15 protein-coding genes and 1 pseudogene are annotated in these 22,500 nt (G+C 60.5%); 9 read left to right on the top strand and 7 right to left on the bottom strand.

What is annotated here, in order from left to right; all coding sequences use genetic code 11:
• Positions 1-351: 351 nt before the first annotated feature.
• The 3 genes from JFT63_RS03585 (at position 352) to JFT63_RS03595 (ending at position 4,849) form a co-directional block, all read left to right on the top strand.
• A complete protein-coding gene (locus JFT63_RS03585; protein WP_057702943.1) occupies positions 352-1,566 on the top strand; it encodes an MFS transporter in 1,215 nt (404 codons plus the stop codon).
• Between the two features lie 123 nt (positions 1,567-1,689).
• Entirely contained in the window at positions 1,690-2,541 is an 852-nt protein-coding gene (locus JFT63_RS03590; protein WP_057702942.1) for a CAP domain-containing protein, read from the top strand.
• 103 nt (positions 2,542-2,644) lie between these two features.
• Positions 2,645-4,849: a GAF domain-containing hybrid sensor histidine kinase/response regulator gene (locus JFT63_RS03595; RefSeq protein ID WP_198843491.1), complete on the top strand. Its 2,205-nt coding sequence runs from the start codon at positions 2,645-2,647 to the stop codon at positions 4,847-4,849.
• Positions 4,850-4,885: 36 nt separating this feature from the next.
• Here the strand turns inward: JFT63_RS03595 and JFT63_RS03600 are convergent.
• From JFT63_RS03600 to JFT63_RS03615, 4 genes and pseudogenes are all read right to left on the bottom strand, one after another.
• Positions 4,886-5,554: pseudogene (locus tag JFT63_RS03600) on the bottom strand (GGDEF domain-containing protein); the annotation flags it as partial.
• Positions 5,555-5,644: 90 nt separating this feature from the next.
• Positions 5,645-7,882 carry a 1,4-alpha-glucan branching protein GlgB gene (gene glgB, locus JFT63_RS03605; RefSeq protein WP_057702940.1) on the bottom strand — a complete coding sequence of 746 codons (2,238 nt, stop codon included), beginning with the start codon at positions 7,880-7,882 and terminating at the stop codon, positions 5,645-5,647.
• Positions 7,879-11,226, bottom strand: coding sequence for a maltose alpha-D-glucosyltransferase (treS, locus tag JFT63_RS03610; RefSeq protein WP_057702939.1), 3,348 nt, complete (start codon positions 11,224-11,226; stop codon positions 7,879-7,881). Before treS ends, glgB begins: the two co-directional genes overlap by 4 nt.
• A gap of 148 nt (positions 11,227-11,374) precedes the next feature.
• A complete protein-coding gene (locus JFT63_RS03615) occupies positions 11,375-13,369 on the bottom strand; it encodes an alpha-1,4-glucan--maltose-1-phosphate maltosyltransferase (protein ID WP_198843492.1) in 1,995 nt (664 codons plus the stop codon).
• A gap of 204 nt (positions 13,370-13,573) precedes the next feature.
• Here JFT63_RS03615 and JFT63_RS03620 point away from each other — a divergent pair, with 204 nt between their 5' ends.
• Positions 13,574-13,732 carry a hypothetical protein gene (locus tag JFT63_RS03620; RefSeq protein ID WP_167346936.1) on the top strand — a complete coding sequence of 53 codons (159 nt, stop codon included), beginning with the start codon at positions 13,574-13,576 and terminating at the stop codon, positions 13,730-13,732.
• 187 nt (positions 13,733-13,919) lie between these two features.
• Positions 13,920-14,927 (top strand): M10 family metallopeptidase C-terminal domain-containing protein, encoded by a 1,008-nt coding sequence (locus tag JFT63_RS29500; RefSeq protein ID WP_233102219.1) that lies wholly within the window; start codon positions 13,920-13,922, stop codon positions 14,925-14,927.
• A 19-nt stretch (positions 14,928-14,946) separates the two neighbouring features.
• Here the strand turns inward: JFT63_RS29500 and JFT63_RS03630 are convergent, their stop codons facing one another.
• Positions 14,947-15,438, bottom strand: a complete 492-nt coding sequence (locus JFT63_RS03630; RefSeq protein ID WP_057702937.1) for an MgtC/SapB family protein — start codon at positions 15,436-15,438, stop codon at positions 14,947-14,949.
• Between the two features lie 118 nt (positions 15,439-15,556).
• Here JFT63_RS03630 and JFT63_RS03635 point away from each other — a divergent pair, with 118 nt between their 5' ends.
• The 4 genes from JFT63_RS03635 to JFT63_RS03650 all read left to right on the top strand — a co-directional run bounded on the left by JFT63_RS03635 (position 15,557) and on the right by JFT63_RS03650 (position 19,489).
• Entirely contained in the window at positions 15,557-15,796 is a 240-nt protein-coding gene (locus JFT63_RS03635; protein WP_057702936.1) for a DUF3203 family protein, read from the top strand.
• A 184-nt stretch (positions 15,797-15,980) separates the two neighbouring features.
• On the top strand, positions 15,981-17,390 hold the full coding sequence (ccoG, locus tag JFT63_RS03640; protein ID WP_057702935.1) for a cytochrome c oxidase accessory protein CcoG: 1,410 nt from the start codon (positions 15,981-15,983) through the stop codon (positions 17,388-17,390).
• A gap of 155 nt (positions 17,391-17,545) precedes the next feature.
• A complete protein-coding gene (gene mapR / locus JFT63_RS03645; protein ID WP_005788562.1) occupies positions 17,546-18,955 on the top strand; it encodes a GntR family transcriptional regulator MpaR in 1,410 nt (469 codons plus the stop codon).
• Positions 18,956-18,973: 18 nt separating this feature from the next.
• The gene (locus tag JFT63_RS03650; protein ID WP_233102220.1) at positions 18,974-19,489 is read left to right on the top strand and encodes a hypothetical protein; all 516 of its coding nucleotides are present in this window, start codon (positions 18,974-18,976) and stop codon (positions 19,487-19,489) included.
• A 10-nt stretch (positions 19,490-19,499) separates the two neighbouring features.
• On the opposite strand, the gene JFT63_RS03655 is transcribed toward JFT63_RS03650, so the two are convergent.
• Positions 19,500-20,246: an SDR family oxidoreductase gene (locus tag JFT63_RS03655; protein ID WP_057702934.1), complete on the bottom strand. Its 747-nt coding sequence runs from the start codon at positions 20,244-20,246 to the stop codon at positions 19,500-19,502.
• Positions 20,247-20,300: 54 nt separating this feature from the next.
• On the bottom strand, positions 20,301-22,397 hold the full coding sequence (locus JFT63_RS03660) for a putative bifunctional diguanylate cyclase/phosphodiesterase (protein ID WP_198843493.1): 2,097 nt from the start codon (positions 22,395-22,397) through the stop codon (positions 20,301-20,303).
• Between the last annotated feature and the right edge of the window lie 103 nt (positions 22,398-22,500).

The raw sequence follows: 22,500 nt of genomic DNA, 5'->3' as shown, positions 1-22,500 counted from the left end.
GCCGCCACGCGCCATCCATGGCGCGGGGCGGCTAAACCGGCATCCCTGCCGGTTTACCCCCCAAATCCCTGTCGAATTCCGGCCAGCGTGGTTTAACGGGGCGCCTAAGATCAAGATCAAAAGCAGATCAAGAGCAAGAGCGGCTCGCTTCGCATCGTGGTTAGCGTCGGCAGTGGCTACAAAAGTTGTGTAAATACCTATGGCCATCGGGGCCCCCTTTCACAGGTCCAGTGGCGACAGTTCATCCACATGAGGCGTTACGTGCAGTTATAACCTGCAACCCATGCGTCTTCCGCCATGTTAGGCCACGCCGTAGATTTGTGACAGTCGCATTCAGTCAAGGAAATGCTCATGTACACCTCCACGCGCGGCAGCCTCATTGCCTTGTCGCTCTCCATGCTGTTGGCCGCGTTGGGCACCAGCATTGCCAATGTCGGCCTGCCCACCTTGGCGCAAGCCTTTGGGGCGTCCTTTCATGCGGTGCAGTGGGTGGTGCTCGCCTACCTGTTGACCATCACTGCGGTGATCGTCAGCGCCGGGCGACTGGGCGACTACCTGGGCCGCCGGCGCCTGCTGCTGGCCGGGTTGCTGCTGTTTGCGCTTGGGTGCGCAGGGTGTGCGGTCTCGCCCTCCCTGCCCTGGCTGGTCGGCGCACGCGTGCTGCAGGGCCTGGGCGCGGCGATCATGATGGCAATGACCCTGGCGATGGTCGGCGACACGGTCAACAAACAAAGCACCGGCCGGGTCATGGGGCTACTCGGCACGATGTCGGCGCTGGGCACCGCCATGGGCCCCAGCGTCGGAGGCGTACTGCTCAGCCTGTGGGGCTGGCAGGCGCTGTTCTTGATCGGTATGCCCCTGGCCGGGTTGGCCGCCGCCCTCGCCTGGCGCTATTTACCGGTGGATGCCAACCGCCGCAGCGGGTCACCCCGCGATGCGTTCTGGACGCCTTTAAGTGATGCGGGGTTGCGCGCAGGCTTGATCATGAGCGCCCTGGTGTCGGCAGTGATCATGGCCACGTTTGTGGTGGGCCCGTTCTATCTGTCCCGTGGCCTGGGCCTGGAGCCTGCCTGGATGGGCCTGGCAATGGCAGTTGGCCCGGGGGTTGCTGCGATTACCGGCCTACCGGCGGGCTACCTCACCGACCGCCTCGGCAGCCAGCGCCTGACTCGCGTGGGGCTGGGTGTGATGCTGTGCGCAGCCCTGTGGCTATCGCAGGTAACCGGCCTTGCTACCTACCTCGCTGCGCTGATTGTGTTGACGGCGGGATACAGCCTGTTCCAGGCGGCCAACAATACCGCGGTGATGAGCAATGTTCCGGCGGCACGCCGCGGCACCGTGTCGGGCCTGCTGAATCTGTCACGCAACCTGGGCCTGATTTTCGGTACCTCGGCGCTCGGTGCGGTATTCGCCAGGAGCAGCCCTGATATCACTCACGCAGCGCCCCACGCGGTCGCTGCCGGCCTGCACATCACCTTTGCCATGGCAGCAGGGATGATCCTGCTGGCCAGCGTGATTGCCTGGAACCGCGCTCGCACGCGCTACCACTCGGAGCAAAAAAACTGACAGGCTAAAATCGTACCGACGCTTGGCCAATTCAAGAACTGAAGAAAAAAGTTCGGATCAACGGGTGCATGCAAGCACCTGGATCGCGCATCATGGGCACTTTCAAGTTCAAGGGTAACGTCCATGCGCGTTCTGTCATTGATGATGGGTCTTACGACGCTGGCCGCCACTACGGTGTTCTGCGCCAGCGCGATGGCGAATGAAGAAAGTCAGTTAGTCCAACAAATCAACCAATACCGCAGCCAGGTGCAACGCTGCGGTGATCAGGGCTCCCAGGAGCTGCCACCGCTGACCAACGACACACGGCTGGTGCTGCCGGCCTCCAATGTCGGCGATTTGCAGCAGTCGCTGGCGCGGGCTGCGTACCCGATGGTCAATGTGCAGGCCATCAGCCTGTCCGGGCCCAAGGATGCCGACGCTGCCATGAAGGCGGTGCGCGAAAGCTTCTGCCGGGTCGTACTGGACCCGCAATTTGTCGACATCGGCGTCAGCAACAGCGGCCAGGATTGGCGCATCGTGCTGGCCCGCCCGCTGCTGACCAGTGGCCTGGGCGACTGGCAGACCGAAGGCAAGCAACTGCTCAACCTGGTCAACGCCGCACGCGCCGAACCCCGCCAATGCGGCACTCAGGCCTTCAGCGCGACCACACCGCTGTCGTGGAACGACACCCTGGCCAGCGCGGCCAACAGCCACACGCGCAACATGGCCAACGGCAACTTCTTCGACCACCTGGACCACGACGGTCGTACACCTGGTGACCGCGCCGAGCTGGCCGGGTATATCGCGAAGAACATCGGCGAAAACATCGCTGCCGGGCTCGACACACCGCGCAAGGTGGTGGACGGTTGGCTGGCCAGCCCTGGCCACTGCGCCAACCTGATGAACCCGCAATTTCGCGAATTGGGCGCGGCCTACGCGATGGACCCCAAGAGCGATGCGGGCATCTATTGGACAGGTGTATTCGGTGCTCAATGACTTGGATACTCGCGCTGAACTGGTTGCGGTCAGACAGGTCTGTTGCTTGGCAACCTGACGTTTCAGGCAACCGTCGAACCGCGGTAGATAAGGTGTTGACCCCATGATGAATTGGCTGCAGGGCAGCAGCGATATGGCCGAGCGGGTCCGCCAGCATGATTGGGCCAGTACGCCCCTCGGGCCGCTGGAGCAATGGCCCGATGTATTGAAGACCACCGTCGCACTGTGCTTCGCTTCCAGATTTCCCCAGGCCATCGTCTGGGGACCTGAGTTGATTACGCTCTACAACGATGCATTCAGGCCGATCCTGGGCAACAAGCCCGAGGCGTTGGGCCGCCCGTTCAGCGAGGTGTGGCAGGAGGCGTGGAGCGAAATCAGCCCCATCGCCAGCGCCGCATTCGCCGGGCATGCCACCTATATTGAAAACTTCCCGCTGGTGATCAAGCGCAATGATGCGCCTGAACAGGCGTACTTCACTTTTTGCTACAGCCCTATCCGCGCCCCCCAAGGCAACGTGGTGGGCATGCTCGATACGGTGACCGAGACCACCTCCACCGTATTCCTCGCCCGCCGTCTGGCGGTGCTGGACGCGATCGGCAGCGCCGTGACCAGTGCCACCGACGCTGAAGCCATCATGAAGTCGACCACCCAGCTGTTGGCGCATCACCTGCAAGTGTCAATTTGCGCCTACGCGGACATGGATGACGACGAAGACGGCTTCACCATCCGTGGCGACTGGGCGGCACAGGGCTCGCCCAGCATCATTGGGCATTACAGCCTGGCGGCGTTTGGCCAAGGCGCCGTGAGCTGTCTGAGCGCCGGTCAGCCCCTGGTGATTTGCAATAACCTCACTGAACTGCCCGCCGATGAAGCGGCAACCTTTCAGGCACTGGGTGTTACAGCCACCATCTGCGTGCCGCTGATCAAGGATGGGCGCCTCACGGCGTTGATGGCCGTGCATGACAAACAGCCGCGTCACTGGTCGTCTTATGATCTGGCTCTGGTCGGTGAAGTCACCGAACGTTCCTGGGCGCACATCGAACGCGTGCGCGCCGATGCCGCCGTACGCGAGGGCCTGGCGGCCTATACCGAACTTAACGCTACGCTGGAGCAGCGCGTGGAAGAACGTACCCTCGCGCTGGCCCAGGCCGAGGCCGCGCTACGCCAGTCACAGAAGCTTGAAGCCATCGGCCAGCTGACCGGCGGCGTCGCCCATGACTTCAACAACCTGCTGACCATCATTCGTTCCTCCGTGGACTTCCTGCGCCAACCGAGCCTGTCGGAAGAGCGTCGCCAGCGCTACATGAGCGCCGTCTCCGACACCGTCGAGCGGGCCAGCAAGCTCACCAGCCAATTGCTCGCCTTTGCCCGTCGCCAGCCGTTGAACCCACAGGTGTTGGATGTCAGCCAGCGGGTACGCAACATCGGCGAGATGCTTGAAAGTGTCACCGGCGCACGTATTCATGTTCAGGTGCAGTTGCCCGATCAGCCGTGCTATGCACGCATTGACCCCAGCCAGCTCGAAACCGCGTTGATCAACATAGCCCTCAACGCTCGCGACGCGATGGACGGCCAGGGCACCCTGACCCTCAAGGTCGCCGCGCAGCAGGCGCTGCCGCGCATCCGTGGGGACGCCGAGTCGCGCCTGCCTTACATCACCATCTCGCTGGCCGACACCGGTACCGGTATTGCTGCCGACACCATCGACCGTATCTTCGAACCGTTCTTCACCACCAAGGCCGTTGGCAAAGGCACCGGGCTGGGCCTGTCGCAAGTCTTCGGCTTTGCCAAACAGTCGGGCGGTAACATCGATGTGGCAAGTACCCTCGGCCAGGGCACTGTGTTCACCTTGTATCTGCCACAAGTGGAAGGCGAAGCCGCCCCGCAGCAGGACGAACAGGAGCAACTTGCACCGCCGCAGGATGCTGCCCAACGGCATGTGCTGATCGTGGAAGACAACCTGGAAGTGGGACGTTTCGCCAGCCAGATCCTCAAGGATCTGGGTTACAAGACCACCTGGGCGACCAACGCCGAACAGGCACTGGCCCTCGCCGGTGGCGACGCGCAAGCCTTCGACGCGATTTTTTCGGACGTGGTCATGCCGGGAATGACCGGCGTTGCGATGGCCAAACTGCTGCGTGAGCGGCGTAAGGACCTGCCGGTGGTACTTGTCTCGGGCTACAGCGAAGAGCTGGCGGACAGTGGTTATGAAGGGTTCGAGTTCGTCGCCAAGCCCTACTCCGCCGAACAGGTCGCCAGGGCGTTGGTAAGGGCGATGTCCAATGATCCCCCCGCCACGGCCATTTGATGGCGGCTTTGAGCCTCAGCGGTGTTGATCATCAAACCCGGCGCGCTCATCGTTTTGGGCCGCGCGGGTTGAAAGGCTGTGTGTGCGCTCCATCTGCCGAGTCAGGCGAAAGGCTTTCTCCAGCGCGTCGGACAATTTACAGGTGGCCCCAACCACAAAAGACGAAAACACCAGCACCGCCAGGGCCACACCCACTTGCATCGGCGCCGGCTGGAACAACAGCCACAGCGTACAGGGCAGCAGCACCAACGCCATTGAACTGAGGGTCATGTAGCGATAGGCCGAGTAGCAGGACACCGCACTGACTGACATCCCTACGGTAAAGAGCATGACCAGCACCTGGGACACGCGATCGTCAACCGGCATCAGTGCCAGCGCCCCGCCGCCCCAGATACCTGCCGACACCATCAGTGTGATCCAGTAACGTCGCTCCCAACGCGCTGGAGTGCGCTCGCTCTCAGGGCAGCCAAACCACTGCACAAACAGGTGCAGACGCACCAGTGACGAGCACCCCAGCAGCACCAGCCATATCAGAATGATCCGGTGATCAAAGCGATCCCAGCACAGCCAGCAAAGCATGGCGGCACCCAGGTAACTGCCGAAGATGGCCGAAAACGACTGGCGAAACAGCTGGTGCAACCGGTCGGTTCGCACCTGCTGCTCGATGACGCGATCCTGATCTTGCCCATGCCCAAGGCTATTCATGCAATGCGCCTGTGTCGAGTACGACGGCAAAGACGCCATTGTGGCACCTTGCCATTAGCGAGAACAACTGCGTCCGGCAATCCAGCGCCCCTACGCTCCCTGCGGGCGCAGAATCAGCACACCCAGCGGCGGCAGGTTCAACGACAGCGACACCGGTTGCCCATGGCGCGGCTCATCCTGGGTGAACACCTCTCCCCCATTGCCAAAGTTGGAACCGGCATAGGTGTCCGCATCGCTGTTGATCACCTCGCTCCAGCGCCCGGCGAACGGCACCCCCACCGCATAGCCTTCACGGGGCACCGGGGTGAAGTTGGCAACCACCAGCACCGGCCGGCCGTCCTTGCTCCAGCGCAGCCAGGCGTAAACACTGTTGATTGCGTCGTCGCCAATCAACCACTGGAAGCCTTGGGGCGCGTCATCCTGTTCATGCAGCGCCGGCTCTTCGCGGTACAGGCGGTTCAAATCGCCCACCAGCTTCTGCACGCCACGGTGCTCGGGATATTGCAGCAGGTACCAGTCCAGTTGCTGGTCGTGGTTCCATTCGCGCCACTGGCCGAATTCGCAGCCCATGAACAACAGCTTCTTGCCCGGATGCATCCACATGAAACTCAAATAGGCGCGCAGGTTGGCAAACTTCTGCCAGCGATCACCGGGCATCTTGTCGATCAGCGAGTGCTTGCCGTGCACCACTTCATCGTGGGAGATCGGCAAAATAAACCGCTCGGACCAGGCGTATACCAGGCCGAAGCTCAGCTCATTGTGGTGATGGGCGCGGTATACCGGGTCTTGCTGAATGTAATGCAGCGAGTCATGCATCCAGCCCATGTTCCACTTGTAGTTGAACCCCAGGCCACCTTGTTGGGTAGGCTGGCTGACTCCCGGCCACGCCGTGGACTCCTCGGCGATCACCAGCGCACCGGGCGCTTCCAGGGCGACCACGTCGTTCAAGTGCCGCAGAAAATCGATCGCCTCCAGGTTCTCGCGCCCGCCATGGCGGTTGGGCACCCACTCGCCGGCCTTGCGCGAATAATCGCGGTACAACATCGAGGCCACCGCATCCACCCGTAGCCCATCCACATGAAAATGCTTGAGCCAGTGCAGGGCCGACGCCAGCATAAAGCCGTGCACTTCCGTGCGGCCCAGGTTGTAGATCAGCGTGTCCCAATCCTGGTGAAAGCCTTCCAGCGGGTTGGCGTACTCGTACAGTGCCGTGCCGTCGAATTGCGCCAGGCCGTGGGTATCGGTGGGGAAATGCGCCGGCACCCAGTCGAGGATCACACCAATATCCGCCTGGTGACAGGCATTGACGAACCAGGCGAAGTCCTCGGGCGATCCAAAGCGCGCACTCGGGGCGAATTGTGACAAGGCCTGATAGCCCCAGGAACCACCGAAGGGGTGCTCCATGATCGGCATCAGCTCGATATGGGTGAATCCCAATTGCTGCACGTAGGGGATCAAGCGCTCGGCCAGTTCACGCCAGCCATACTGGCGGGCCACCTCGCCGACCTCGTCCAGCTCGCACTGCCAGGAGCCTACGTGCAGCTCATAGATCGACAACGGCGCCGTGGCTTTCTGCTTGTCACCCCGGGCTTGCATCCACTCATGGTCTTGCCAGTCCACCTGCAACGGTGCGGCGACCCTGGAGGCCGTGTCGGGCGGCAGTTGGGTTGCCAACGCCACCGGGTCGGCCTTGAGCGGCAGGATCCCATGGGCACCCAGTATTTCGTATTTGTAGGCGGCACCTGGCTGCAAACGCGGGATAAAAATCTCCCACACGCCGGAGGGATGACGCAGGCGCATGGGATGGCGGCGACCGTCCCAGATATTGAAATCGCCCACCACCGAAATCCGCCGCGCATTGGGTGCCCACACCGCAAAGCGCACACCCTGAACGCCATCGACGCTGGTCACCTGGGCCCCCAGGCAATTGCCCAGGTCGCGGTGATTGCCTTCGGCAAACAGGTAAAGGTCCATTTCCCCCAGCAGCAATTGACTGAAACTGTAGGGGTCTTCGGTGATCTGTTCACCGCCGGCCCACTGGATTTTCAGCAGGTACGGCTGACGCGTGCTGAACTGCCCGACAAACAAACCGGGCACCTGGGTTGCGTCAAGGCTGCCTAGAACTTCGTTGCCCTCTCGGCTGAGCACTTGAACGCTCAGCGCTTCCGGCACAAAGGCGCGAATAAACTGGCCGCCCTGCTCGTCATCGTGAGGGCCCAGGATTGAAAAGGGATCCGGGTGTTCGGCGCGCACCAGCGCTTCGACGTCCCTGGACGCCGGCAATGCAGTCAACTTGGGCTGCAGCGGTTCTTTATGTGTAAAACTCATGACGTCTCCCCACCGCGTACAGGTTTCGATATAGGTGTAAGCCCGCTCAGTAAACCGTGCAGCCCTTGCAAGGGCACCGGCAACCAGGTCGGGCGATTTTCCGCTTCGTAGGCCACTTCGTACGCGGCCTTTTCCAGGCTGAACAACGTCAGCGCTGCGTCCTGGCCGTTGGCATCCTGCCAGTCATGCGCCAGTGTAGACGTCGCCGTCTGATAAGCCTGGGTAAATGCCTGGCGGGCTTCACTCAGGTAGCGGTCCGTGACGCGCTTGCGTGCACTGTTGGCTTGCGGCGTCTGATCCACTGCTTGCACATTCAGGGCCATGGCTGCCGCATAATCAAAGGAGCGCAGCACACCGCTCACGTCTTTATAGGGGCTGTGCTTGCCGCGCCGCTCATGCAGCGGTCGCGCCGGTTCCCCTTCAAAGTCGATCAGGTAAGCATCGCCCTTGACCACCAGCACCTGCCCCAGGTGCAAGTCACCATGGACACGAATCCGCAGCCCGCCGAGCGTGGCCTTCGCCAACGCCTGGACATGCCCGGCGATGGCTTTTTTGTTTGCCAGTAACTCACTGACCAACGCCTGGTCAGCGGGGTTCAACTGGCTTTGATGAAGCTTGAGCAATTGCAGGGCTCGTTCAATCTGCGCGCCGACATCCTTGGCCCAGGCCTGAGTATCCTTGGCCGTGGTAACTTCGGGTTTGAAGTCCTTGTCATCCGTTGGCGCACCCAGCACCCCATGCATTTCCCCCAGGCGCTGGCCGAGCGCCGCAGCGAAATCCGCCAGTTCGCCCAGGGCGTTGTAGTGCTGCTCCTGTTCAGAGATGGCCTCGGCCAGCTCGTCCCGGATCGCCCGCTCCAGGTTGTTCTGGGTCCAGGTCCAGGCATCACCCTGGTTGCTCAGGTAGCCCTGGGCAATCATCAACAGGTTGTCCTGCCCCTGCCCGTCGCGGCGGCTCATAAAGCCCAGCAAAGGCGAGATATTCGGGTAACCCGCAGCGGTCAGGTAGGCGCTCATTTCCAGCTCCGGGTGTACCCCGGCGCTGACTTTGCGAATCAGCTTGAGCACCAGGCTTTCGCCCACCACCACCGAACTGTTGGACTGCTCGGCAGACAAGTAACGCACCGGCGATTCATGAGTCAGTTGCAGCCCGGCCAGGTGTTGCGTGGCCTCAAACCGCAGGTCGCCCTCACTGCAATTAAGCACGGTGCCCGCCTGCATGGCCTGGATGACTTCACGAATAAAAGGCTCAAGGCTGAAGGCATCGGTCACCAACCCGACCTGGCGGGTACGGCGCACTCGGGCCAGGGCCAATTGCTGGGGCAAGGCGCTGGTCGCTTGATCTTCGCCCAGAAAGCCCAACGGCAATTGGTAACGGCTGACCTGACCGCCGCTGCTGACCTCGATTTCGCTAAGCAATACCGGGTGCTGCGGGTCGCCAAACCTTACGCCGTAAGCGATGTGCACACTGTCGATGGCCGTGTCTTTGCCGGCAAACCAGCGACGTTTGGGCAACCAGGCCGGCAATGAGGTTTGCTCCAGGCTGGTGCGGCAAGGGTCTTCGAGTAATTCTTCCATGCGTTTTTTCAGTACCAAAGTGGTGAAGTCGGGCATGCTCTGCGCCGGTTCCACATGCCAGCTCGGCATCTGGTTTTCCGTCGCCAGCACAAACCAATAGAAACCATAGGGCGCCAGGGTCAGCAGGAAATTCAGCTGACCAATCGGTGGGAAGGCATTCCCACCGAGCATCTCCACCGGCACCATGCCGGCGAAGGCAGACAGGTCCAGCTCCGCCGCCTGAGCGCTGCGCGATACGTTGGCCACGCACAGGATGATTTCGGTGTGGCCGTCTTCCCCGGTGTATTCACGGGTGTAGGCCAGGATGCGTCGGTTGGTCGGCGAGAGCATTTTCAGGCTGCCACGGCCGAAGGCCTTGGACTGCTTGCGCACCGCGAGCATCCGCCGGGTCCAGTTGAGCAATGAATGCGGGTCCTGGGCCTGGGTCTCGACGTTGACCGATTGATACCCGTATTGCGGGTCCATGATCGGCGGCAGCACCAGACTGGCCGGGTCGGCACGGGAAAAGCCGCCGTTGCGGTCGATGGACCATTGCATCGGCGTACGCACACCGTCACGGTCGCCCAGATAGATGTTGTCACCCATGCCGATCTCGTCGCCGTAATACAGGGTCGGCGTGCCGGGCATCGACAGCAACAGGCTGTTGAGCAACTCGACACGGCGCCGATCGCGCTCCATCAGCGGCGCCAGGCGTCGACGAATACCCAGGTTGATTCGGGCACGGCGGTCTGCGGCATAGTAGTTCCACAGGTAATCACGCTCCCTGTCGGTGACCATTTCCAGGGTCAGCTCATCATGGTTACGCAGGAAAATCGCCCACTGGCAGTTGGCGGGAATCTCCGGGGTCTGGCGCAGAATATCGGTGATAGGAAAGCGATCTTCCTGGGCCAGCGCCATGTACATGCGCGGCATCAGCGGGAAGTGGAAGGCCATATGGCATTCATCGCCGTCATCGCCTTTGCGCTCACCGAAATACAGCTGCGTGTCTTCCGGCCATTGGTTGGCTTCAGCCAGCAACATACGGTCGGGGTAATGGGCATCGATTTCGGCGCGAATCTGCTTGAGGACGTCGTGGGTTTCAGCCAGGTTTTCGTTATTGGTGCCGTCGCGCTCGATCAGGTAGGGGATGGCGTCCAGGCGCAGGCCGTCGATACCCAGGTCCAGCCAATAGCGCATCACCGACAGTACCGCCTTCATGACTTGCGGGTTATCGAAGTTGAGGTCGGGCTGGTGAGAGTAGAAGCGGTGCCAGAAGTACTGGCCGGCGACCGGGTCCCAGGTCCAATTGGATTTTTCGGTATCCAGGAAAATGATGCGCGTACCGTCGTACTTCTGGTCATCGTCCGACCACACGTAAAAATCCCGCGCCGCCGAGCCTGGCTTGGCCTTGCGCGCCCGCTGGAACCAGGGGTGCTGGTCGGAGGTGTGGTTGATCACCAGTTCTGTAATTACCCGCAGCCCGCGTTTATGCGCCTCGGCGATGAAGCGTTTGGCATCGGCCATGGTCCCGTAGTCGCTGTGCACGCCACGGTATTCGGCAATATCGTAGCCGTCATCGCGGCGTGGCGAGGGGTAGAACGGCAGCAGCCAGATGGTGTTCACGCCAAGGTCGGCGATGTAGTCGAGCTTGGCGATCAGCCCGGGGAAGTCACCGATGCCGTCGTTGTTGGAATCGAAGTAGGATTTGACGTGAACCTGGTAAATCACCGCGTCCTTGTACCAGAGCGGGTCTTTGATGAAGGTGGCTGTCTTGGGTTTCTTCGCCATCGGGAACTCCTGAAAACACTAAAGTTCTGCAGACGGAATGCGCTCCAGTGTGGGAGCTGGCTTGCCTGCGATAACGGTCTGTCAGTACCTGAAATGGTGGCTGACAAATCGCTATCGCAGGCAAGCCAGCTCCCACAGGGGATCTCCATCAGCCTGGGGAATGGGTGATGCGCCAGATCCCAAAGGGCATCTGCGGCTCTAGCCGTGTCCATTGGGTCTTGCCGTACCAGGTCCAACGATGGCCGTTCATCAAGTCTTCACCCTGGGTCTGGGCGTCATCCGGCAGGCCCATCTCCCACAGCGGGAGTTCAAAATGGGCTTCCTGAGCGTTATAGGGATCGAGATTGACGGCCACCAGGATGAAGTTACTGCCATCTTCGCTGCGCTTGCCGAAATACAGGATGCTGTCGTTCCAGGCGTTGTAGAGCTTCAGGCCCAGATGGGTATGCAACGCCGGGTTTTGCCGACGAATACGGTTGAGCTGCGCAATCTCGGCAATGATGTTGCCGGGGGCGGTGAAGTCCCGTGGCCGAATCTCGTACTTCTCCGAATCCAGGTATTCCTCTTTGCCCGGCACCGGCGCGGCTTCGCACAGTTCAAAACCCGAATACATGCCCCACAGGCCCGAGCCCATGGTGGCCAACGCTGCACGAATCAGGAAGCCGGGGCGTCCGGACTGGTGCAAAAAGCCTGGGTTGATATCCGGCGTATTGACGAAGAAGTTCGGCCGGTAGCATTCGCGCCACGGCGACTGGTTCAACTGCGTCAGGTACTCGCTCAACTCGGCCTTGGTATTGCGCCAGGTGAAGTAGGTGTAGCTCTGGGAATAGCCGACCTTGCCCAGGCGCGCCATCATCGCCGGTGTAGTAAAGGCTTCCGCCAGAAAGATCACCTCAGGGTATTTGGACCTGACATCACTGATCAGCCATTGCCAGAATGGCAGCGGCTTGGTGTGCGGGTTGTCGACGCGAAAGGTCTTCACGCCCTCTTCCACCCAGCCCACCACAATGTCGCGCAGTTCTGTCCATAAGCCCGGAATCGCATCCGCCGCATAGAAGTCGACGTTGACGATGTCCTGATACTTTTTCGGCGGGTTCTCGGCGTACTTAATCGTGCCGTCGGGGCGCCAGTTGAACCAGCCAGGGTGCTGTTCAAGCCATGGGTGGTCCTGGGAGCACTGGATGGCGAAGTCCAGGGCAATTTCCAGGCCGTGGTCGGCAGCGGCCTTGACCAGGCGACGGAAATCCTCACGGCTGCCCAATTGCGGGTGAATCGCCTCATGCCCGCCCTCCGCGCTGCCGATGGCGTACGGGCTGCCCGGATCATCGGGGCCGGCGGTGAGTGAGTTGTTCTTACCCTTGCGGTGGCTGCGGCCGATTGGGTGGATCGGCGGGAAGTACAGCACGTCAAAACCCATGTCGTGGATCATCGACAAGCGCGAGTGCACGTCGTTGAATGTACCGTGGCGGGCCGGATCATCGGTGATCGAGCGGGGAAACAGCTCATACCAGCTGGCGAACTGCGCCGCCTCACGCTCTACGTCAATCGGGTAGGCGGGGCTGATGCTCAGATACGCGCGATGATCGGCCTGGGTCATCAGGTGTGCACTGTCTTCGTGCAGGAACAACGCCACCTGCTCGGTTTCCAGCAGGCCGGACAGTTCGTGGTGTAACAACATCAAACGGTCGCGCAATTCGTTGTCACTGCGCTCGGCAGCCTGCAACACCAGGCTGCGGCCTTCCTGCAATTCCAGGCTGACGGGCACCCCGGCCTCGTGTTTCTTGCGCAGTTCATAGCAGAAGCTGGCGAAGGTATCGATCCATGCCTCGATGCAGTATTCATGCGGGCCAAGATGGGCGACGGTGAACGCGCCTTCCCAGCCATTGTTACCGACATCGGTCATGACCACGCTGTGCCAGCTTTCATCCTCCAGCGCGCGCCAGCGGATCAGCACCGCCAGTTTGTCGTGCCCATCGGCGAACACTTTACTGGTGACATTGACGCGCTGACCGACAACGGCCTTAACCGCAAACTCACCATGGTCGATCACCGGCATGGTGTTTTCGATAGCAATCCTGGGTAACAACAGCGCCTGCGACAGTGGCAGTACCGAGCCTTCTGGAGCCAGTGTTTCAGCAGTCATCGAGCATCTTCCCCTTACGCCCCGTGGACGCTCTTTGCTTGATCCGAATTCAAGTACGGCGACGCTCTCCCTGAGCAGGGCCGTTTAAAGTCCGAGCCTGGGCGCGCGACAAAAGTTCAGGTGGATATGTCGCCGCCGGGCGGGGAATCAATTGCCTGAGGCAATGGTCCACCCATAGAGCCAAGCACAAAGGAGGCCACACCGATGAATATCCCAATTCCCCCTGCGCCTGAAGATCCGAATATCGACGATCCACCCTTGCCGCCTGCGGAGCCGACGCCGCCGCCCAGGCAGGAACCACCGGAAGATGAGCCACCGCCAGCGCAGGAGCCCCCTGCGACCACGCCGCCGGTCATCGTCTGAGCCACAATGATAGAGGTTCGCTCGGGAGCGGCCAGGCTGTTCATCAACTCGAGCGAGCCACAAAAACTGAACTCTCCTACAGACACTGGAAACAAGCCTGAATGCTCGCCTGAACGCAGGTTTATATATTTACCTCGCACTCAACCCATCTTCCGATGGGAAGTTCTGACCCTATCGCGAGGACACCATGTCGACCATTAACCCTCAACACGCTTTGAGCACGCCGCCATCGCCACCGCAACCCTCCATCGGCGCGCACATTCAGGGCCTGCCAACCTCACAACAGCTGGAGACGCTGCTCAAGGCTGGCCCCAACTGGTCCGCTGCGCCCAAGGCACCAGACCGTTCAGAGCAATCGCCTGACACGCGCGCCAATCAGATCTCCCCAGAACAACACACAGACGCGACCAAACGCGTGAGTGATGCTCGTACACTATTGACCCCGGAAACAATCAACGCACTGCAGAGCAATCCGGACTCTGCCCAATCTCAGGTAATCAAATCCGAACTGGAATGGATTTTTCAGCCCGAAAACAGGCGCGCAGCGTTACGTGGGCCCGACGCTAAAGCGAATCGCCAGAAACTTGAAGAGATGAACGTGCTGCTCGATGAGGGTGCCAAAAACCTGAATTCGGCCAGGCATAAAACAACAGAACAGGTGATGAATAGATTCATCTTCAAGAATATTGAGGCGCTGCTCGGGGCATTCGACAGCGACGCCTCGATCTCTGTTGGCCGTCTCGATCACTCACTCGCAGAGTTAACCAAAATCGAGCAAAACTATTCCAGAATGGATTCGACCTATAAAGCCTTAAGCAATACCTGCAATTCGCTGGCCAAAGACAAACTTGATGCATCGCAAGCCGACACAGTGTCAATGCCATCGGCCAGCGACACTCACAACGACACCTGCGCTACCTATAGCTTCAGCTCTGCCAGTGAATCCACACTCGAATCGCCTCAAGAGGTCCGCAACTTCAAATCGCAAGACAAACTGAACCTGGCCGGCATCCAGAAGCAGTTGAACACCTCACTGCGAACGGTTGAGCGCACGCCAGAATCGAGCGGGGAAATACAGATTCAATATTTGCCCAATAACAATGCCAGCGTGGTCGTCATTGCTGATGCTCCAGGCAAGCCAGCCTTTGTGTTGAAGGTGTTTGGTGAGGTGCGCCAAAGCAATATCGTGACCTGATCGAGAGGTTAGCCGGTTATCACTTTTCCACTAGCTTGACGATTCTCGGCATGATGCTGAATACCATCAGGGCCAGCAATGTACTGAGTACCGCCGTCGATTCACGCCCCATGCCTGCCGCCACCCCGATGGCGGCGGTCATCCACAGCCCGGCAGCCGTGGTCAGGCCCTTTACATGCTGGCCCTCTTCGTCTTCCTTGCCCTTGAGAATAGTGCCGGCGCCCAAAAAGCCGATGCCTGCAATCACCCCCTGAACCACCCGGCTCATGGCGTCTGCCTGGTTACCGGACATCTGCGGCACCAGCACAAACAGCGCCGCGCCCAGCGCCACCAGCATATGGGTGCGCACGCCTGCCGCCTTGCCCTTGTGTTCACGTTCAAAACCCAGAATGCCCCCCAGGATCGCAGCGATCAGCAGGCGCACCGTCACTTGGGTGAGTTGTCGGGCGTCGGCAAGGTCGGCGAATTCGGCTTGCAGGGTTTGCCACACTTGATGCCACCAGGCGTCCATGAATGCGCTCCTTTTATTATGAATAAAGAATAGACCGCACAGACCGCCAGTCAGTTGCCCGGAACCCGTGCGCATGGCGGTCGCCTAACGCTGCACAGTTCACAAAACGGAGATCGTCATGACCGTACGCATCGAAAATCATCTGTGCTACTTCACGCTCGACGACAACGGCCAGGAACAAAGCCTGCCAGCCACCCGGGTGACCATCCTTACCGATCACGACAAAGCCATGTCTTATCTGGAATTGGCGGGTGCGCGTATCTACATCACCGAAGCCGAGGCGGACGCCCTGACGGTTGAAGGCGCAACCGATGGCCGTCAGCATGTGAAGGCCGACGAACCGGGTTCAGTGATTTAATTGATCTGCGTCAGCAGCTGCGATCTATCGCTGCACCCCATTGAGTCTGGGGTGCAGCAGATTGACGCAGACTGAGATGTCCAGCCCATCTGATCCGCTTTTTATCGCCCTACCTGAGTCTGTTATGCAAACAGCCCGTCGCCCATAGTGCATTGGCCTGATGGAGGCTGATGAGCGAACGACCATGAGCGAACGAATCCCAACCGTGGAAACCTTTGAGCCCATACACCCAAAGAAGGTGAAGGCCAAATCCAGTGACAACCTGATCCATACCCGCAGCTTCACCGGCCTGTTCCGCACCTTGCGTGTCAGCGGAGCGGCGTTGCTGTTCCTGGCCTTTTTCGGCACCGTGTGGCTGAACTGGGATGGGCGCCAGGCCGTGCTGTGGGACCTGGCCGAAAGCAAGTTCCACATTTTCGGCGCGACCTTCTGGCCGCAGGACTTTATCCTGCTCTCGGCGCTGCTGATCATCTGTGCTTTCGGGCTGTTTGCGATCACGGTGTTTGCCGGCCGCGTGTGGTGCGGCTATACCTGCCCGCAAAGTTCGTTCACCTGGCTGTTCATGTGGTGTGAAAAGATCACCGAGGGCGAACGCAACCAGCGCATCAAGCTGCAGGCAGCTCCCTGGAGCCTGAACAAACTCGCGCGGCGCTCAGCCAAACATTCGCTGTGGCTGGGTATCAGCGTGCTGACCGGGCTGACCTTTGTCGGTTACTTCACGCCCATCCGCCCGCTCGCCGTCGAACTGCTGACCTGGCAAGCAGGCGGGGTGAGCCTGTTCTGGGTGCTGTTTTTTACCGGCGCTACCTACATCAATGCTGGCTGGTTACGCGAGGCGGTGTGCATGCACATGTGCCCGTATGCGCGGTTCCAGAGTGTCATGTTTGATAAAGACACCCTGACCATTTCCTACAATGCTGCGCGCGGTGAACGCCGTGGCCCGCGCAAACGTGAGGTGCAGCCAGCCGATGTCGGGCTCGGCGATTGCATTGATTGTCAGCTGTGTGTGCAGGTTTGCCCTACCGGTATCGATATCCGCGACGGCCTGCAAATGGAATGTATCGGCTGCGCGGCCTGCATCGATGCCTGCGACTCGATCATGGACAAAATGGGCTATGCCCGTGGTTTGGTGAGCTACACCAGTGAACACCAACTGCAGGGCGGCAAGACTCAGCTGCTCAGGCCACGCCTGATCGGCTACAGTGCCGTGCTGCTGGTCATGATTGCCGCGTTGGTGGTGGCCTTGATTGAACGGCCGATGGTGTCGCTGGATGTCACCAAGGACCGCGGCATGTTTCGCGAAAACAGCCAGGGTTTGATCGAGAACATCTACAGCCTCAAGGTAATCAACAAGACCCAGCAGCGCCAGGAATACCGCCTGGAACTGGTGGAGGCCGAGGGGTTCCAGTTGCAAGGCAAGACCCAGGTCAGCCTCGCGCCCGGGGAAATTGTCGATATACCGGTGTCGGTGGCGTTGCTGGCGGACACACCGGCCAGCAGTTCTCAAACTATCCGTTTTAAAGTCACTGATGTGGATGAACCCTGGGTCTATACCGCAGCTGACAGCCGATTTGTTGCCCCTTTGAATCGCTGATATAGAGATCAAATGCAGGAGCGCGCTTGCTCGCGAAAAACTCACAGGCACCGCGTGCATTCAGGAAACACGCGTTATCGTTGACGTGTTTCGCGAGCAAGCTCGCTCCTACAGTTTTGCCCTGCGTACACATTCAAAAAGCTAATTAGGCCGCCATGAAACGCTACGAAAAATTTGCCGATGACATCGCAGAACTGATCCGCTCCGGCGTCCTTGGCCCAGGTCAGCGGGTGCCGTCGGTGCGCTATGCCAGCCAGACTTACGGCGTCAGCCCGTCTACCGTGTTCCAGGCGTACTACTTGCTGGAACGTCGTGGCCTGATTCGCGCACGGCCGCGCTCCGGCTACTTCGTCAACACCCATGCGCCGAGCCCGTTTTCCGAGCCGGTCGTGAGCGAGCAAGTGCATGAGTCCACCCATGTGGATGTGAGTGAATTGGTGTTTTCGGTACTGGACTCGATCAAAGACCCTAATACCGTGCCCTTCGGCTCGGCCTTCCCCAGCCCGATGCTGTTCCCGTTGCCGCGCCTGGCGCGCTCCCTGGCCAGCGCCAGCCGCGAAATGGACCCGCGCCTGGTGGTCACCGACATGTCGCCGGGTAACCCGCAACTGCGCCGGCAGATTGCCCTGCGCTATATGGTCGGCGGCCTGATGCTGCCCATGGAGGAATTGCTGATCACCAACGGCGCCCTGGAAGCGCTGAACCTGTGCCTGCAAGCGGTGACCGAACCGGGCGACCTGGTCGCCATCGAGGCACCGGCGTTCTACGCCTGCCTGCAAGTGCTGGAGCGCCTGAAACTCAAGGCCGTGGAAATCCCGGTACACCCGCGCGATGGCATTGATCTGAACGCCTTGGCACAAAGCCTTGAGCGCTACCCGATCAAAGCCTGCTGGACCATGACCAGCTTCCAGAACCCCATGGGCGCCACCCTGCCCGAAGCAAAAAAGCAGGCGCTGGTAGAACTGCTACGCAGCCATCAGGTGCCGTTGATCGAAGATGATGTCTACGCCGAGCTGTACTACGGGCAACACGCGCCAAAACCGGCCAAGGCGTTTGATACCGAAGGGCTGGTGATGCATTGCGGCTCTTTTGCCAAGAGCCTGGCACCGGGTTACCGCGTTGGCTGGGTCGCAGCCGGACGCTTTGCGCAGAAGGTCGAGCGCCTGAAACTGATGACCTCGCTGTGCCCCTCGATGCCGGCCCAGGCGGCGATTGCCGACTACCTGCAACACGGCGGCTATGACCGCCACCTGCGCAAATTGCGCTATGCCCTGGAAGAACAGCAAAGCGCCATGCTGGCGGCCATCGCCCGCTACTTCCCGGCCCAGACACGGGTCAGCCAGCCGGCGGGCGGCTACTTCCTGTGGTTGGAATTGCCGGAGCAAACCGACTCGCTGAAGTTGTTCCAGATGGCCCTGGCGCAAGGCATCAGCATCGCACCGGGGCCGATTTTTTCAGCGACCCAACGCTTCAGAAACTGCATACGCTTGAACTATGGCAGCCCCTGGAACGAGGCGTCGGAAAAGGCCATGGAGACGCTGGGGCGGATTGTGCGATCTTTTTAAAGGCGCCCCCCCTCGCCTATGGAACTCGGCGCCATCACGGCACCACCCAGTGAGGTCCAGTTCCACGTTGAGGCCGCCATGCGCATCAGTCCGTTTCATACACCGCACCGCTATCGGCCCGACGAAGGCCGCCCTGAAAATAACTGGCTCGTCGTACCGACTGCAGCCGAAGATCCTCCCGCCGGTGACCATCGTACCGCCCGGCAAATCATCAACGCGAATCCCGCGTTGAAGCATCTGCTCAAACGTCGGGACCGCTACCCAGTGACAGACTTGCTCAAGCGCCGGGTTGGCGACTGGACGTCCGCCAACGCTGTCGCGAGGGCCAGGGCCCATGCGGCCTATAACCTGGCACGGGTGATCAACGTTCTCGACAATGTGAATGATCGCCGCGTCGGCAATAGCGAACCTCACGACGGCAAGATCAACGGCTTCCACAACGCGGGCTATAGCACCCGAAAGAACTCTGAGGCTCGTCTACTTGTAGCATTCGCAGAAAATGGCTACGACACGCTGCAAGACCTTGGCCGTTGAGCTGCAGCTATTAGCGTCCGCCCCCCAGGTCCACGAAAGTGCCAGTGGCGTATGAAGCCTTATCCGACAACAACCAGATAATCGCCTCCGCCACTTCATCCGGGCGCCCGCCACGCGCCATGGGAATACCGGATTCCAGCTTGCTGACCCGATCCGGGTCGCCGCTCAGGGCGTGGAAATCGGTAAAGATATAACCGGGGCGTACCGCGTTGACTCGAATGCCTTCACCCGCCACCTCTTTGGACAAACCCAGGGTGAAGGTATCCAGAGCGCCCTTGGACGCCGCATAGTCCACATACTCACCGGGCGACCCCAGCCGCGCCGCCACCGACGACACGTTGACGATACTGCCGCCCTGCCCGCCATGCCGGGGCGACATGCGTAGCACCGCGTGCTTGGCGCACAGGATCGGGCCCAGCACATTGGTCTTCATGATCTTCAGGATACGAAACTCGGACATCTCGTCGACCCGCGATTTTTGCCCCACGGTACCGGCGTTATTAACCAGCGCCGTGACACGCCCCAATTCGGCATCCACACGATTGAACAGCGCAATCACTTCATCTTCGATGCTGACATCGGCGCGCACCGCGATGGCCTGCGCACCGAGACCGCGCACTTGTTCAAGCACGGCCTGGGCTGCCTTCTCGTCCGACTGATAGTTAATGCAGATGCGATAACCTTCGCGAGCGGCCAGCAAGGCCGTCTCGGCGCCAATCCCGCGGCTGCCCCCGGTGATGATGACGACTTTGTCCATGGCTGCGGTCTCCTGATTCAACCTGACGGTTAGGGTTGGATCCAAGAATACTCGTCACTGACCGCTTTTGTCAGGCGCTGACGCATCCTCGCCACTGCGGATGTTTGCCATGAAACTATCAGCCGGCAATGGATGCCCCAACAGATAGCCTTGCAAAGAATCACACCCCAGGCGGGTGAGGAAGTTTTGCTGCGCATCGGTTTCCACGCCTTCGGCAACGATCCGCAAGTCCAGGGCCTGGCCGAGGGCCACGATGGCCGAGACGATGGCGGCGTCGTCGCTGTCGTGTTCCAGGTCGCGTACAAAGCCGCGGTCGATCTTCAACTCATTGGCCGGCAGGCGCTTGAGGTACATGAGGCTTGAGTAGCCGGTGCCAAAGTCATCGATAGACAGGTCCACACCCATGTCCGATAGTTGCTGCAATACCTTCATGCTCGCGTCGGCATCGCTCATGGCGGTGGTCTCGGTGATCTCCAGCGTGAGGCTGTTGGCGGGTAATTGGTGGCGCTCCAGGGCAGCCGCAACACTGTTGACCAACCCGGCATGGCAGAACTGCAGCGCCGAAAGGTTCACCGCGATGCGCCAGCTCTCATAGCCCTGGGCGTACCACAGGCTCATCTGGCGGCAGGCTTCGTCGAGCACCCATTCGCCGATGGCAATGATCAGCCCGGTTTTCTCCGCCAGCGCAATAAAAGTTGCCGGTAGCAGCAAGCCTTGTTGCGGATGCTGCCAGCGCAACAACGCCTCGGCCCCCACGGCAATACCGCTCACCGCATCGAATTTGGGCTGGTAATACAAACGAAACTCGCCGTGTTCGAGGGCATTGCGCAGGTCCTGCAACAATTGCAGTTGCTTGCGCGCGTTGGTGTTCATTGACGCATCGAAGAAGCTATAGCCGTTCTTGCCCATGCCCTTGGCGTGATACATCGCCGCGTCGGCGTTCATCAACAGTTCCTGGGGGTTGTTGCCGTTGCCCGGGAACATGGCGATACCGATACTGGCGGAGATTTTCAGCTCATGCTCGGCCACCGTGAAAGCGCGGTTGATCAGGCCGACCTGACGCTCGGCCAGGCCCATGGCATCGTCCGGTTGGGTCAACTGCACGAGCAACACGAACTCGTCGCCGCCGATACGGGCCAGGGTGTCCTGGCTGCGCAAGTCTTCGCGCAAACGCAGACCCACCTCGCGCAGCAGTTGGTCGCCCATGTGATGGCCGAAGGCGTCGTTAACCGGTTTGAAGCCATCCAGGTCGATAAACATCAGCGCAAAGCACCCGCCCTGTTCGTACACCGCCTGAATGCCTTGTTGAATGCGATCGGCCAACAGCGTGCGATTGGGCAAGCCGGTAAGCATATCGTGCAGGGCCAGGTGGGTCAGTTCCTGGTTGGCCAGGGTCAAGGAGTCTGCAAGCACGGCGGTACGTGCTTCCAGGCGCGCGTCGAGCAGCGAGGTCAGCAGCGCAATGACGAGCACCGCCAACGAGGTTACCAGCACAAGATTGTCCAGGCCCTTGCCGCTCAAGCCCGTCAGGGCGGCACCGCAGAAACTGTCATCGGCAAACTGCGCCGCGGCCATGCCGGTGTAGTGCATGCCGACGATGGCCACGCCCATCACCACCGCCGCCCCACCCCGCGCCAGGCGCACGTAGGGCGTATTGCGGCGCAGGTTGAAGGCGATCCACAGCGCGGCGCCGGAGGCCACCACTGCGATCAACAACGAAGCGCCGAACAACGTGGGGTCGTAGTCGATACCCGGTGTCATGCGCATCGCCGCCATGCCGGTGTAATGCATACTGGCGATACCGGCGCCCATCACCAGCGCGCCGAACGCCAGTTGCCAGGCCGGCAGGCGTGGCTGGCTGACCAGCCATAAGGCAAAGCCACTGGACAACACGGCGATCAGCAACGACAACGCGGTAATGCCCAGGTCAAACCCCAGGGCAAACGGCAGCCGCAGCGCCAACATGCCGATAAAGTGCATGGACCAGATACCCACGCCCATCGCCCCTGCACCGCCGGCGATCCATAGGTAAACGGCACGCCCCTTGGCGGTAGCGATTCGCCCGGCCATGTCCAACGCGGTGTAGGACGCCAGCATCGCGACGCACAGGGAAATCACGACGAGGGAGGTTGAATAGCTACCGATCAACATGGGGCTTCTCGCAGGCTACAGGGCGTAAAAACCCATGCCGGGTGGTAAAGCGGGCGATTGTAGCGAGAATGAATCTTAGGCAGGTGATTAATTAATCAGTTGG

This window comes from Pseudomonas sp. MF7453, from assembly GCF_016405455.1.
Classification (GTDB): Bacteria; Pseudomonadota; Gammaproteobacteria; order Pseudomonadales; family Pseudomonadaceae; genus Aquipseudomonas; species Aquipseudomonas paralactis.
Note: the sequence above shows the minus strand (reverse complement) of the source record. Positions and strands in the feature narration are given on the sequence as shown.